This is a genomic window from Chromobacterium sp. CV08 (genome assembly GCF_051129845.1).
In the GTDB taxonomy this organism is placed as follows: domain Bacteria; phylum Pseudomonadota; class Gammaproteobacteria; order Burkholderiales; family Chromobacteriaceae; genus Chromobacterium.
Map to the genome: position 1 here is coordinate 145,579 of NZ_CP150453.1, position 13,658 is coordinate 159,236.

The 13,658-nt window shown below is 68.6% G+C and carries 14 protein-coding genes; 11 read left to right on the forward strand and 3 right to left on the reverse strand.

Annotation, left to right across the window (positions count from 1 at the left end; all coding sequences use genetic code 11):
• Nucleotides 1-40: 40 nt before the first annotated feature.
• The 8 genes from purE (at nucleotide 41) to WNM05_RS00695 (ending at nucleotide 6,345) form a co-directional block, all read left to right on the forward strand.
• Nucleotides 41-529, forward strand: a complete 489-nt coding sequence (gene purE / locus WNM05_RS00660; protein ID WP_434631606.1) for a 5-(carboxyamino)imidazole ribonucleotide mutase — start codon at nucleotides 41-43, stop codon at nucleotides 527-529.
• Nucleotides 529-1,659 (forward strand): 5-(carboxyamino)imidazole ribonucleotide synthase, encoded by a 1,131-nt coding sequence (locus tag WNM05_RS00665; protein WP_434631608.1) that lies wholly within the window; start codon nucleotides 529-531, stop codon nucleotides 1,657-1,659. The genes purE and WNM05_RS00665 overlap by 1 nt, the downstream gene beginning before the upstream one ends.
• A gap of 104 nt (nucleotides 1,660-1,763) precedes the next feature.
• Nucleotides 1,764-2,498: a tetratricopeptide repeat protein gene (locus WNM05_RS00670; RefSeq protein WP_434631610.1), complete on the forward strand. Its 735-nt coding sequence runs from the start codon at nucleotides 1,764-1,766 to the stop codon at nucleotides 2,496-2,498.
• Between the two features lie 8 nt (nucleotides 2,499-2,506).
• The gene (locus WNM05_RS00675; RefSeq protein ID WP_434631612.1) at nucleotides 2,507-3,178 is read left to right on the forward strand and encodes a DNA alkylation repair protein; all 672 of its coding nucleotides are present in this window, start codon (nucleotides 2,507-2,509) and stop codon (nucleotides 3,176-3,178) included.
• Nucleotides 3,179-3,204: 26 nt separating this feature from the next.
• The gene (locus WNM05_RS00680; RefSeq protein ID WP_434635191.1) at nucleotides 3,205-4,083 is read left to right on the forward strand and encodes a phosphoribosylaminoimidazolesuccinocarboxamide synthase; all 879 of its coding nucleotides are present in this window, start codon (nucleotides 3,205-3,207) and stop codon (nucleotides 4,081-4,083) included.
• 111 nt (nucleotides 4,084-4,194) lie between these two features.
• Nucleotides 4,195-4,776 carry a GNAT family N-acetyltransferase gene (locus tag WNM05_RS00685; protein ID WP_434631613.1) on the forward strand — a complete coding sequence of 194 codons (582 nt, stop codon included), beginning with the start codon at nucleotides 4,195-4,197 and terminating at the stop codon, nucleotides 4,774-4,776.
• Between the two features lie 17 nt (nucleotides 4,777-4,793).
• On the forward strand, nucleotides 4,794-5,711 hold the full coding sequence (locus tag WNM05_RS00690; RefSeq protein ID WP_434631614.1) for a lysophospholipase: 918 nt from the start codon (nucleotides 4,794-4,796) through the stop codon (nucleotides 5,709-5,711).
• 22 nt (nucleotides 5,712-5,733) lie between these two features.
• Nucleotides 5,734-6,345 (forward strand): glutathione S-transferase family protein, encoded by a 612-nt coding sequence (locus tag WNM05_RS00695; protein WP_434631615.1) that lies wholly within the window; start codon nucleotides 5,734-5,736, stop codon nucleotides 6,343-6,345.
• A 43-nt stretch (nucleotides 6,346-6,388) separates the two neighbouring features.
• Here WNM05_RS00695 and WNM05_RS00700 read toward each other — a convergent pair whose 3' ends face one another.
• Nucleotides 6,389-6,955, reverse strand: a complete 567-nt coding sequence (locus WNM05_RS00700; RefSeq protein WP_434631616.1) for a carbonic anhydrase — start codon at nucleotides 6,953-6,955, stop codon at nucleotides 6,389-6,391.
• Nucleotides 6,956-7,165: 210 nt separating this feature from the next.
• On the opposite strand from WNM05_RS00700, the gene WNM05_RS00705 reads away from it, so the two are divergent.
• The 3 genes from WNM05_RS00705 (at nucleotide 7,166) to WNM05_RS00715 (ending at nucleotide 11,808) form a co-directional block, all read left to right on the forward strand.
• Complete coding sequence (locus WNM05_RS00705; protein WP_434631617.1) at nucleotides 7,166-9,187, forward strand: FAD-dependent oxidoreductase; 2,022 nt, start codon at nucleotides 7,166-7,168, stop codon at nucleotides 9,185-9,187.
• A gap of 199 nt (nucleotides 9,188-9,386) precedes the next feature.
• Nucleotides 9,387-10,643, forward strand: a complete 1,257-nt coding sequence (locus WNM05_RS00710) for a deoxyribonuclease II family protein (protein WP_434631618.1) — start codon at nucleotides 9,387-9,389, stop codon at nucleotides 10,641-10,643.
• Between the two features lie 172 nt (nucleotides 10,644-10,815).
• Nucleotides 10,816-11,808 carry an extracellular catalytic domain type 2 short-chain-length polyhydroxyalkanoate depolymerase gene (locus WNM05_RS00715; protein WP_434631619.1) on the forward strand — a complete coding sequence of 331 codons (993 nt, stop codon included), beginning with the start codon at nucleotides 10,816-10,818 and terminating at the stop codon, nucleotides 11,806-11,808.
• 60 nt (nucleotides 11,809-11,868) lie between these two features.
• On the opposite strand, the gene aroG is transcribed toward WNM05_RS00715, so the two are convergent.
• Together aroG and dksA are read right to left on the reverse strand one after the other, a co-directional pair.
• On the reverse strand, nucleotides 11,869-12,933 hold the full coding sequence (gene aroG, locus WNM05_RS00720; protein ID WP_434631621.1) for a 3-deoxy-7-phosphoheptulonate synthase AroG: 1,065 nt from the start codon (nucleotides 12,931-12,933) through the stop codon (nucleotides 11,869-11,871).
• Between the two features lie 127 nt (nucleotides 12,934-13,060).
• Nucleotides 13,061-13,471, reverse strand: a complete 411-nt coding sequence (gene dksA / locus WNM05_RS00725; RefSeq protein WP_043627703.1) for an RNA polymerase-binding protein DksA — start codon at nucleotides 13,469-13,471, stop codon at nucleotides 13,061-13,063.
• Nucleotides 13,472-13,658 lie beyond the last annotated feature (187 nt).

Genomic DNA, 13,658 nt, shown 5'->3' on the forward strand with positions numbered 1-13,658 from the left:
AAATCGCGGTCTTCGTTCACCATACGCGAGCAGCACCGCCATGATTGAAGTCGGCATCGTGATGGGTAGCAACAGCGACTGGGAAGTGATGCAGCACGCCGCGCGCGTGCTGAAAAGCTTCGGCGTCGCCTGCGAAACCCGCGTCGTCTCCGCCCACCGCACCCCGGACCTGCTGTTCCAGTACGCCGAAGAAGCCGCGCCGCGCGGCCTCTCGGCCATCATCGCCGGCGCCGGCGGCGCCGCCCACCTGCCGGGCATGCTGGCCGCCAAGACCCATGTGCCGGTGCTGGGCGTGCCGGTGCCGTCCAAATATCTGCGCGGCGAGGACTCGCTGCTGTCCATCGTCCAGATGCCCAAGGGCATACCGGTGGCCACCTTCGCCATCGGCGAGGCCGGCGCCGCCAATGCCGCGCTGTTCGCGGTGGCGATGCTGGCGACGACCCGCCCGGAACTGGCCGAAAAGCTGACGGCCTTCCGCAAGCAGCAGGAAGAAACCGTGCTGGCGATGACGCTGCCGGAGGTCGAATAATGGCCGCCATCCTGCCGCCGGCGATGCTGGGCATACTCGGCGGCGGCCAGCTGGGCCGCATGTTCGCCGTCGCCGCCAAGACCATGGGCTATCGCGTCACCGTGCTGGACCCGGACGAGAACGCGCCGGCCGCCGCCTACGCCGACCGCCATCTTCGCGCGCCGTACAACGATCCGGCCGCGCTGCGCGAGCTGGCCGACAGCTGCGCCGCCGTCACCACCGAATTCGAGAACGTCAACGCCGACGCGATGCGCGAGCTGGCGCGCCGCACCCGCGTGTCGCCGTCCGGCGACTGCGTCGCCGTCGCCCAGGACCGCATCGCGGAGAAGGCCTGGATCAACAAGGCCGGCCTGCCGACCGCGCCCTACCTGGCGATCGAAAGCGTCGAGGACATCCAGGTCGATCTCGCCCCGTATCTGCCCGGCATCCTGAAGACCGCCCGCCTCGGCTACGACGGCAAGGGCCAGGTCAGGGTGCAGACCGCGGCCGAGGCGCGCGCCGCCTACGCCAATCTGGGCGGCCAGGCCTGCGTGCTGGAGAAGATGCTGGACCTGCAGCTGGAGGTGTCGGCCATCGTCACCCGCGTCAGCCCGACGCAGAGCGCGGTCTTCCCGGTGGCGGAAAACCTCCACAAGGACGGCATACTCGACGAATCCGTCGTGCCGGCCCGCATCGCCCCGGCGCTGGCCAGGCAGGCGCAGGAGATGGCGAAACAGCTGGCCGAGGCGCTCGACTACGTCGGCGTGCTGGCGGTGGAATTCTTCGTGCTGAAGGACGACAGCCTGGTCGTCAACGAGATCGCCCCGCGGCCGCACAACTCCGGCCACTACACGCTGACGGCCTGCCTGACCGACCAGTTCCAGCAGCAGGTGCGCGCGATGTGCGGCCTGCTGCCGGGCCGCACCGACCTGCTCAGCCCGGTGGTGATGGTCAACCTGCTCGGCGACGTGTGGAAGGAGGACGGCCGCGAACCGAACTGGGACGTGCTGATGGAAGCCCCGAACGCCCAGCTGCACCTGTATGGCAAGAAAACCGCGCGGCCGGGCCGCAAGATGGGCCACTTCAACGTGATGGCCGCCAGCGCCGACGAGGCGCTGGAGCAGGCCAGGGCGCTGAAGGACACCTTGTAGCATGCCGAGCGGGTCCATTTCGCCGCCCCCGCCCGGCCGGTAGGCTGTACGTGGCGCCGCTTGTCCGGCGCGCGACCGCTACCGAACGACACAAGGTTTCCACGATGAACACGATTTTCGCATTCCCGCCCCTGTTCCGCCCGGCCCGCCTGGCCGCGCTGCTGTGCGCACTGACGCTGGCGCCGCAACTGCCGGCCCAGGCCGCCGAAGCCCCGGCTTCCCAGGCGCTGGCGCCGCAGGCGGCCGCCGCGCCGCTGGCCGAACAGGCCTACCAGCTGATGATGTCCGGCCAGCAAGCCAAGGCCAACGAGCTGTATCTGCAAGCCGCCGCGATGGGCAACCGCCGCGCGCTGTCGACCTTGGCGGAAAGCTACGGCCGCAACCGCAACGGCTTTCTGAAATCGCCGTCGGTGAAGAAGGACTACCCGCGCCTGCTGGGCCTGCTGGAGCGCGCCGCGCGCTATCCGGAACCGGAAGGCAGCGGCTACTGGCTGCAGCGCGACTACGCGGTGCTGCTGGCCACCGCGCCGGCGCCGTACCGCGACGCCAAACGCGGCGGCCAGTTGCTGGAGCAGCTGATGCGCCAGCATCCGTCGATTGAGGAATGCTACCTGCTCGGCCAGATGCACGAGGAGGGCCGGGGCTTCGCCGCCGATGGCCAGCAGGCCGTCTACTGGTACCAGAAGGCATTGAGCGCCGACGCCTCCTACGCGCCGCCGCAGATCCAGCGCGCGCTGTCGCGGCTGTACCGCACCGGCGCCGCCAATCTGCCGCCGGACCCCAAGAAGGCGCGCGAGTGGGCCGACAAGGCCAAGCGCAATCCCGGCTATCAGTCCTGAGACCGAGCATGGCCCCGAGCGCCGAGCCGACCGAACTGCGCGCCCTGCTGAGCGCCGCCGCCGATCCGGCGCGCGCGCCGGCGATGCGCGACTATATGCGCGGGCAGTTCGACTTCCTCGGCGTCGCCGCGCCGGTCCGGCGCAAAGCCGCCGCCGCCTGGATCCAGTCGCATGACGCGGCCGGTCCAGACGGCTGGCTGGCGCAGGCCGAGGCGCTGTGGCGGCAGCCCGAACGCGAATTCCACTACGTGGCGGTGGACCTGCTGGCCCGCCACGCCGCCGGGCTGCCGGCCTCCGCCTTGCCGCGGCTCTTGGCGCTGGCGACGGAAAAGTCCTGGTGGGACACCGTCGACGGCCTCGCCGCCTGGGTCATCGGCGCTCAGGTCCGCGCCCGGCGCGAGCTGCAGGCCGACATGGACCGGCTGGCTGGCGACGGCGACTTCTGGCTGCGCCGCGTCGCCATCCTGCACCAGCTGTACTGGAAGCGGGAAACCGACGTGGCTCGGCTGTTCCGCTACTGTGCGGCCAACGCCGCCGATACCGAATTCTTCATCCGCAAGGCGATAGGCTGGGCCTTGCGCGAATACGCTTACACCGACGCCGAGGCCGTGCGCGGCTTCGTCGCCTCCGCCGCGCTGTCGCCGCTGTCGCGGCGCGAGGCGCTGAAACGAATCCAATAGCAACCCCTGCCCGCGAAGGACGCATGATGACCGGACTGAACACCACCCACCTGAAGAGCCTGCGCAAGATCTACTCCGGCAAGGTTCGCGACCTGTACGAGATCGACGACAAGCGCATGCTGATGATCGCCACCGACAGGCTGTCCGCCTTCGACGTGATCCTGGACGATCCGATTCCGGCCAAGGGCCAGATCCTGACCGCGATCTCCAATTTCTGGTTCGACAAGCTGAAGGACGTGGTGCCCAACCATCTGACCGGCGACAAGCCGGAAGACGTGGTGTCGGCGGAAGACCTGCCGCAGGTGGAAGGCCGCGCGGTGGTGGCCAAGCGCCTGAAGGCCGTGCCGATCGAGGCCGTGGTGCGCGGCTACCTGGCCGGCTCCGGCTGGAAGGAATACCGGCAGTCCGGCTCGGTCTGCGGCATTGCACTGCCGGCCGGCCTGCGGGAGGCGGACAAGCTGCCCGAGCCGATCTTCACGCCGTCCACCAAGGCGGCGGTCGGCGACCACGACGAGAACATCGACTTCGCGCAATGCGAGGCCATCGTCGGCAAGGAACTGGCGGCCAAGGTGCGCGACACCGCCATCCTGCTGTACCGGGCGGCGGCCGAGTACGCCGCGACGCGCGGCATCATCATCTGCGACACCAAGTTCGAGTTCGGCCTGGACGAGGACGGAACGCTGACGCTGATGGACGAGGCGCTGACGCCGGACTCCAGCCGCTTCTGGCCGGCCGACAGCTACCGGCCGGGCAGCAATCCGCCGTCGTTCGACAAGCAGTTCGTCCGCGACTGGCTGGAGGCTTCCGGCTGGAACAAGCAGGCCCCGGCGCCGACGGTGCCGCTGGACGTGCGCGAGAAGACCGCGGCCAAGTACCGCGAGGCGCTGCAGCGGCTGGCCGGCTGAGCCTGCCGACCCGAAGACCGGCATCCGGCGCCGCCGGCCACGGCGGCGCCCTTGAGCGCGGGGCCGCATTGCGACTACTATCTACTGCCTTGTCATAACAGCCGCAATGCCATGCCCGCCGCCCAAGCCATACTCGACACCCCCCGCCTCCGGCTCTGGCCGGCCGATCCCGCCTGGGCGCCGGCCGTGCTCGATTACCATCTGCGCAACCGCGCCCACCTCGAGCCGTGGAACCCCACCGCCAGCCAGCAGTTCTACACCGCCGCGCACTGGGCGATGCAACTGCGCCAGGCCGTCCGCAGCTGGGAAGACGGCGTCAGCGCGCGTTTCCTGCTGGCGACGCAGGCGGAGCCGGACCGCGTCATCGGCACCGTCAGTTTCAGCAACATCGTCCGCGGCGTGTTCCAGGCCTGCCATCTCGGCTACGGCATAGACCGGGCCTGCGAGGGCCAGGGCCTGATGCGCGAGGCGCTGCAGACGGCCATCGCCTTCGCCTTCGACGAGCTGCGCCTGCACCGCATCCAGGCCAACTACCAGCCGCACAACGTCCGCAGCGCCGCGCTGCTGAAGCGGCTGGGCTTCTCCATCGAAGGCCAGGCCAAGAACTACCTGTTTCTCGACGGCGCCTGGCGCGACCATGTGCTGAGCTCGCTGATCAACCCCGATTTCGACAGCCGCGCCCTGCTGGGCTGAATTCCTGGAGAACGCGCATGCGCAGCCTGACCCTAGCCGCCGCCGACGGCGCCGCCATCCCGCTGTGCCAGTGGCTGCCGGACGGGCAGCCCCGCGCCGCGGTGCTGATATCGCACGGCATGAGCGAATACGCCGCCCGCTACGACCGTTTCGCCCGGACGCTCGCCGCCGCCGGCTACGCGGTGTATGCCCACGACCACCGCGGCCACGGCGACGCGCCGGCGCCGCGCGGCTTCTTCGCCGCCGACGACGGCTGGCGCAAGGTGGTCGACGACGTCGAGACGGTGCGCCGCCACGCCGCCGAACGGCATCCGGGCCTGCCCGTCGTATTGTTCGGCCACAGCATGGGCAGCTTCATCGCCCGCGCCCATTTCCTGCGCTACGGCGGCCGGCTGTCCGGACTGGTGCTGTCGTCCACCGGCTACCGCCAGCGGCCGCTGGCGCGGCTGCTCGGCGCGCTGGCGCGCTGGCTGGGCCGCGGCGACGGCCGGGACCGGCCCAGCCGGCTGATGGCGGCCCTGGTGTTCGGCAGCTTCAACCTGGGCTTCCCGCCGTGGCGCACCAGGATGGAATGGCTGAGCCGCGATCCGGCCGAGGTGGACGCCTATCTGGCCGATCCGCGCTGCGGCTTCGATCCGACGCCGGGACTGTGGGCCGACCTGTTCGCCGGCATCGTCGAAATGGAGGACGCCGAGGCCGCCGGCGCCGGCGTCAACCGCCGCTGTCCCATCCTGCTGTTCGCCGGCAGCCGCGATCCGGTCAGCCTGGGCCGGCTGGCGCTGGGCCAACTGGAAATCCGCTACCGCGACGCCGGCGTGCTGGACCTGCAGAGCAAGGTCTATCCGGGCGGCCGCCACGAGATGCTGAACGAAAGCAACCGCGCCGAAGTGGAAGGCGACATCCTGGCCTGGCTGGCCAGGATCGTCCCCGCCTGATCCCCATTCCGAAGGAGTCGACATGATAGAAGTGCACCACCTTAACCAATCGCGCTCGCGCCGCATCACCTGGCTGCTGGAGGAACTGGGCCTGGACTACCGCGTGATCGCCTACCAGCGCGATCCCCAGACACGGCTCGCTCCGCCCGAGTTGAAAGCCATCCACCCTCTGGGCAAGGCGCCGGTCCTGCGCGACGGCGACACCGTGCTGATCGAGTCCGGCGCCATCGTCGACTACCTGATCCGTACCTACGGCAACGGCCGCTTCGCGCCGGCGCCGGACAGCGCCGACTACAACCGCTACGTCCAGCTGCTGCACTACGCCGAAGGCTCGGCGATGCTGCCCATCCTGCTGCAGCTCTACGTCGGCAGGCTGGGCGAGGCCGGCGCGCCGCTGCACCCGCGGATAGACGGCGAGCTGGCCAATCACCTGGGTTATCTGGACGGCGAGCTGGAAGGCCGCGACTACTTCGTCGGCGACGATCTGAGCGGAGCCGACGTGCAGCTGTCCTTCGTCGCCCAGATCGCGGTCGCCGGCGACGGCCGCGCCCGCTACCCCAATCTGGCGCGCTTCGTCGACCGGCTGCAGGCCCGCCCGGCCTACCGCCGCGCCGCCGACAAGCACGGCGAATGAAAAACCCCGCCGGGCGGCGGGGTCGCGTCGCCAGGCGCGGCGCTCAGGCGGGAATCTCCTCCGCCTTGCCGTCCAGCGCCATCAGATAGGTCTCCACCGCCAGTTGCGGGTGTCTGGCCAGGACCTCCCGGCGCAAGGCCCGCAGCGCCCTGGCGTGAACCTCGGTCTCCTTCGCCGGCGTCCTGGCGAAATCCTCGCCGAAGGCCACCTTGTACGCGCCGCAGTCGCGGTGGTCCAGCAGCACCACCCGGCGGATATGGTGCAGGTCTATCGCGACGCCCAGGTGCTGCCAGAAGGTGGCGTTCCAGTCGGGAAACTTGTCGGTGATCGAGATCAGCGAGGCGCCGGCCAGCACGATGTGGTCGTACTTGCCGCGCAGCTCCAGGCGCTCGTCCATGAATTCGCCGACGGCGTGGACCAGGCGGTAATCCATGCACGACAGCAGCAGGGCGTCGGTGCCGCCGGCTGCCCAACTGGTCCGCGGCAGGAAACTGCCCAGCAACGCGGCGCCGCCGCCCAGCGCGGCCAGACGCAGAAAGCTTCGGCGGCCGAGCCGGCGCGCTTGCGGCATCGCCTGGCAGTCGGATGGGGCGTGGTGCGTCTCACACATTCTTATTCTCCTTTATCAACGGCGGCGCATGCCGCCTGCGGCGATTATAGAAGCGATTCGCCCCGTCATGACAATCGCGTTCCCGGCGCGCGCGTTGACAACTTACTTACCAGTAAGTATCTTGGCCGTCAGGGTTGACATCGCCAGACGAATCAAAGGCTTGGGGCCTAGCCCGCCCGGGCCGCCATATAACAGACACGAGGAAGAAACATGAGCGCTTACCCGCACCTGCTGGCCCCGCTGGACCTGGGTTTCACCACGCTGAAAAACCGGGTGCTGATGGGTTCGATGCACACCGGCCTGGAAGAATCCCCGGGCGGCTTCGAAAAGATGGCCGCGTTCTACGCCGAACGCGCGCGGGGCGGGGTGGCGCTGATCGTGACCGGCGGCGTCGGCCCGAACGCCGAGGGCTGTGTCGCCGAGGGCGCCGCCCAGCTGTCCGACGCGCATGAAGTGCCCAAGCACAAGCTGGTCACCGACGCGGTGCACCGCGAAGGCGGCAAGATCGCCTTGCAAATCCTGCACTCCGGCCGCTACAGCTTCCAGGAAAAGTGCGTGTCGGCCTCGCCCTTGCTCGCGCCGATCAACTTCTACACCCCGCGCGAACTGTCCGACGCCGACGTCCGGCAAACCATCGCCGACTTCGCCAACTGCGCCCGGCTGGCGCAACAGGCCGGCTACGACGGCGTCGAGGTGATGGGGTCGGAAGGCTATCTGATCAACCAGTTCATCGCCCGCGCCACCAACAAGCGCACCGACGACTGGGGCGGCAGCTTCGAGAACCGCATCCGCTTCGCCATCGAGACCGTCAAGGCGGTGCGCGCGGCGGTAGGCGACGCCTTCATCATCATCTACCGGCTGTCCATGCTGGACCTGGTTCAGGACGGCAGCAGCTGGGACGAGGTGGTCCATCTGGCGCGCGAGATCGAGAAGGCCGGCGCCACCATCATCAACACCGGCATCGGCTGGCACGAGGCGCGGGTGCCGACCATCGCCACCATGGTGCCGCGCGGCGGCTTCGCCTGGGTCACCAAGAAGCTGATGGGCCAGGTCAAGATCCCGCTGATCACCACCAACCGCATCAACACGCCGGAAGTGGCCGAGGAGATCCTGGCCGGCGGCTGCGCCGACATGGTGTCGATGGCGCGCCCCTTCCTGGCCGATCCGGACTTCGTCAACAAGGCGGCGGAAAACCGCGCCGACGAGATCAACACCTGCATAGGCTGCAACCAGGCCTGTCTGGACCACATCTTCCAGGGCAAGCTGACGTCCTGTCTGGTCAACCCGCGCGCCTGCCGCGAGACCGAGCTCAATTACGAGAAAGCCGCCGCGCCGAAGAAGCTGGCCGTCGTCGGCGCCGGTCCGGCCGGCCTGGCCTTCGCCACCGTCGCCGCCGAGCGCGGCCACAGCGTGACGCTGTTCGACGCCGCCGCCGAGATCGGCGGCCAGTTCAACGTCGCCAAGCAGATTCCGGGCAAGGAGGAATTCTACGAGACGCTGCGCTACTTCAAGCGCCGCATCGAGACCACCGGCGTCGATCTGAAACTGGGCGTCCGCGTCTCCGCCGACGATCTGTCCGGCTTCGACGAGGTGGTGCTGGCCACCGGCATCGCGCCGCGCACTCCGGCCATCCCCGGCATCGACCATCCTAAGGTGCTGAACTACCTCGACGTGCTGAAGCACAAGAAGCCGGTCGGCAAGACGGTGGCCATCATCGGCGCCGGCGGCATAGGCTTCGACACCGCCGAATACCTGTGCCACGAAGGCCGCTCCACCTCGCTGGACGCCGACGCCTTCATGCGCGAGTGGGGCGTGGACATGAGCGGCGACAGCGCCGGCGGCCTGGCGCCGCAGGGTCCGCAGCCGCATGCCAGCCCGCGCGAGGTCTACCTGTTGCAGCGCAAGACCAGCAAGGTCGGCGAGGGCCTGGGCAAGACCACCGGCTGGATACACCGCGAGAGCCTGAAGATGAAGCGGGTGAAGATGCTGTCCGGCGTCAGCTACGAGCGGATCGACGACGCCGGCCTGCACATCACCGTCAAGGGCGAGGCGCAGCTGCTGCCGGTCGACAATGTGGTGATCTGCGCCGGCCAGGACCCGCTGCGCGAGCTGCAGGCGCCGCTGGCGGCCGCCGGCAAGCCGGTCCATCTGATAGGCGGCGCCGACGTCGCCGCCGAACTGGACGCCAAGCGCGCGATCGACCAGGGCTCGCGGCTGGCCGCCGCGATCTGAGCGGCGCCGACGCCATCGGACAGCCCCCGCAACGCGGGGGCTTTTTCATGTCCGTCGCATTCCCGTCGGCCAGTCCGGCAATCTATTAACAGATGTTGCCATGGCGGAAGGCTTAACACTCGCTACACATTACTCAATCAGCATGGCGCGCGGCCGTCTTCGCGGACCGTTCATACGATACCTACAAAGGAGAAATGCCATGTCCATCCTGCCTTCCTGGCGCCGGGCCTGTCTGGGCCTGACACTGGCCGCAACCGCGCTTTGCGGCCATGCCGCCCCGTCGCCGCTGCTGGACGCCAGCCATCCGGTCAACTGGTGGTTCGCCTTCAAGTTCAACGCCGCGTCCTTCCCCGGCTGCGGCGGCGCCGCCGCCGTCAACAGCTGCCAGTTCGGCGGCAATCCGCAGACCTACACCAGCGGCGGCAGCTACAGCCAGCAATACCTCTATGCCAGCAGCAGCCAGCCCAGCCTCGGCCAGGGCGACGGCTGCATCGGCGACACCCGGGCCGACCCGGTCGGCGCCACCTTCGATCAGATCTACAACGGCTCGCTGAACTACGTGGTGTGGAACGACCAGTTCTACGGCGACCCGGCCATCCCCGGCTGTTCCGGCGACGCCTGCAACGCGCCCTGGGGCCACTCCAAGGGCGTGCTGGCCTGGGACGCGCAGGGCAACGGCGTGGTGATGCAGGTCAGCACGCCGTCGTGGCCGGCCTCCGGCAACGCGCAGTACCCGCGCACCAGCGACGGCAACACGCTGGGCTGCGTCGCAGACAACGACGTCGAGGTCAGCCAGCACTTCTTCTCGCTGCAGCTGAGCCACGCCGACGTGCTGGCCGTGCTCCAGGCGCTGGCCAACGCCAGCGTGGCCACCGATCCGGGCAATCCGCAGATCGTCCGGAACGGCGGTCCGGCCGACATCCAGAACGCGGTCAACCAACTGGGACAGAAGTCCGGCAGCACGACGCCGCAGGTCAGCAAGCTGTCCAGCGGCGTCACGCTGATCTCCAAGCCGTCGGCGCTGCAGGTGGCGCCGTGGCAGCTGGTTTCGGCCGAACTCGGCGGCATCGCGCTGCGCGCCGCTACCTGGTGGGAATCCGGCAAGAGCTACGCGATCCCGACCACCACCAAGGCCGGCGCGCCGGCCTGCTGGGACAGCAGCCTGCCGACGCCGGGGCCGGTGGCCATCGCCACCTCGGGCAGCTGGCAGGGCCAGACCTTCTCGCTGAAGGGCGGCCTGGGCAAGAACTACAACCACGCCAAGATAGGCGTCAGCACCAGCGGCGGCACCGCCTACGCGATATTCGGCGACATGAACCAGGAGGGCGCGCTGTCCGGCAACTGCGCCAGCGCCCAGAACGGCCGCGGCGGCCTGTTCTTCGCGCTGCCGAACGCCGCGCTGGCCCAGTCCGTCGCCAAGCTGATAGGCGGCTCCACCGCCGCCGCCGCGCGCTAGGCGCGGCTTCGGTCGGAAAAACCGCCGGCCCGCCGCCCAGGCGGGCTTTCCGCTTTGCGGCAAGCACAATTGTCATTGCCATTTGGCCTGTGATTTGCCATTTTCATCATGAATGCCCGTGCGGAGCGGCCATCCGGCCGCGCCGCCGGCATGCCTTCAAGGAGGAGCGTCGATGAAACGCAAGTCATGGTTCTGCCTGCTCGCCCTGCTGGCGGCGACGGCCGGGGCGGCCGAGCCGCTGCCCGCCTTCCACGGCGATCCCAAGCAGTCGTCGGTGTCCGGCCTGTCGTCCGGGGCCTTCATGGCGGTGCAATACCAGATCGCCTACTCGGCGTCGGTGGTCGGCGTCGGCGTCGTGGCCGGCGGGCCGTACTACTGCGCGCTGGGTTCGCTGAGCGGCACCACGGCCTGCATGAGCGGGCCGCCGCCGCAAGCCGGCCAGCTGCTGGCCGGCGCCGCCCAGTTCGCCGCCGCCGGCCGGATAGACCCGCTGACCCATCTGGCCACGCGCCGCGTCTACCTGTTCAGCGGCAGCCAGGACAACACGGTGAAGACCCAGGTGGTCGACGCCGCCGCCGAGTTCTTCCGGCTGGCCGGCGTGCCGGCGAGCCAGATCGCCTACGAACGCAGGCTGCCGGCCGGCCACGCCCAGATCACGCCGGCCTACGGCAACGCCTGCGGCGCGACGGCGTCGCCGTACCTCAACCACTGCGAGTGGGAGGGCCGGGGTTACGACCAGGCCGGCCTGATCCTCAAACAGATCTACGGCGCGCTGCTGCCGAAGGCGCAGGCGCCGACCGGCCGCCTCGTCCGCTTCAGCCAGAAACCCTACGCCGCCGCCGGCAGCAGCCTGGCCGACGAGGGCTTCGTCTACGTGCCGCGCGCCTGCGCCGACGGCGAGGCCTGCCGCGTCCACATCGCGCTGCACGGCTGTCAGCAATACGCCGGCAAGGTCGGCGACGCCTTCTACGTCCACGCCGGCTACAACGACTGGGCCGACAGCAACCATATCCTGGTGCTCTACCCGCAGACCACGGTCAGCGCCGCCAATCCTCAGGGCTGCTGGGACTGGTTCGGCTATACCGGTCCGGCCTACGCCTGGCGCGACGGGCCGCAGATGCGGGCGCTGAAGGCGATGGCCGACCGGCTGGTGTCGGCGTACTGACGCCGCAAACGACAATGCCCCGCAAGGCGGGGCATTCGTTTCGCTGCGAACCGGGCCGGCCTATTCGGCCTGGCGGCCGCGCCGCGCCCTGACCGCGTCGGCCAGCTGCGTCAGCAGCTTCTCGGTGTCGTCCCAGCCCAGGCAGCCGTCGGTGATGCTCTGGCCGTACTTCAGCTCGCAGCCGGGCTTCTGGTCCTGGCGGCCCTCGACCAGATGGCTCTCCACCATCACGCCGAAGATGTTGCGGTCGCCGCCGGCGATCTGGCCGGCGACGTCGGCGCTGACCTCCATCTGGCGGCGGTAGTCCTTGCGGCTGTTGGCGTGGCTGAAGTCCACCATCAGCTTCTGCGGCAGGCCGACCGCGGCCAGCTCGGCGGCGGCGGCGCGCACGTGCTCGGCCGAGTAGTTCGGCTCCTTGCCGCCGCGCAGGATCACGTGACAGTCCGGGTTGCCGCCGGTGGAGACGATGGCGGAATGGCCGGTCTTGGTCACCGACAGGAAATGGTGGGACACGCTGGACGAGCGTATCGCGTCGACGGCGATCTTCAGATTGCCGTCGGTGCCGTTCTTGAAGCCCACCGGGCAGGACAGGCCGGAGGCCAGTTCGCGGTGCACCTGGCTCTCGGTGGTGCGGGCGCCGATCGCGCCCCAGCTGATCAGGTCGGCGAAATACTGCGGCGTGATCATGTCGAGGAATTCGGTCGCGGCCGGCATGCCCAGATTGTTCAGCGTCAGCAGCAGGCGGCGCGCGATGCGCAGGCCGGCGTTGATGTCGTAGGACTCGTTCAGGTGCGGATCGTTGATCAGGCCCTTCCAGCCGACGGTGGTGCGCGGCTTCTCGAAGTAGACCCGCATCACCACTTCCAGTTCGCCTGCCAGCGCCTGGCGCAGCGGCGCCAGTTTCTGCGCGTACTCGACGGCGGCCTCGGTGTCGTGGATCGAACAGGGGCCGATCACCACCAGCAGCCTGTCGTCCTCGCCGCGCAGCAGCGCCGCGATGTCGCGCCGGGTGTTGTAGATCAGCTCGGAAGCGGATTCGCTGATCGGCAGTTCATACAAGTGGGCGATCGGGGGAAGCAGTTCCTTGATCTCGCGGATTCTGACGTCGTCTGTCTGGCGTTGCATGCTGTGGTCCCTTGGCTATGTCGTTTTCTGCATAGCAGCAAGATAACCGGATTTGTCGACAGGCGACAAGCATGCAAAAAGCGCCACGGCCTCGCGGCGGTGGCGCTCGATCCCGGAAGCGGGGCGCTTAGTCGGCGTACTGGCGCTTCATGCGCTCGCGGCGTTCCTGCGCCTCGACCGACAGCGTGGCGGTCGGCCGCGCCATCAGCCGCTTCAGGCCGATGGGCTCGCCGGTGTCTTCGCAGAAACCGTAGGAGCCGTCTTCGATCTGACGGATCGAGGCCTGGATCTTCTGCAGCAGCTTGCGCTCGCGGTCGCGGGTGCGCAGCTCCAGCGCGTATTCTTCTTCCAGCGTGGCCCGGTCGGCCGGGTCAGGCGTGGCTTCCTGCTCCTGCAGATGGTTGGCAGTGGCGTTGGCGTTCACCAGCAACTCCTGCTGCATCTGCAACAACCGGTCCTTGAAGAACTCAAGGTGGTCGGCGTTCATGTAATCATCGCCTTCCCAGTTGAGGATATCCTGTTCGGTCAGCTTGGCCATGTTTGGTGCTTCCAGCATAGAGTTGGCAACAGGCGGAGAAGATTACCGGCGGGCCAATGTTTGCGCAACTGTCTTGAGCTTGAATCCAAATAATCACCCACTGCCGCTAACATTTGATATAGCCCGGTTTTTCCTCGATAACAAGTCCGCCAGAATTCGATGAAAGGCAATCAATTCGCCGGTTTCG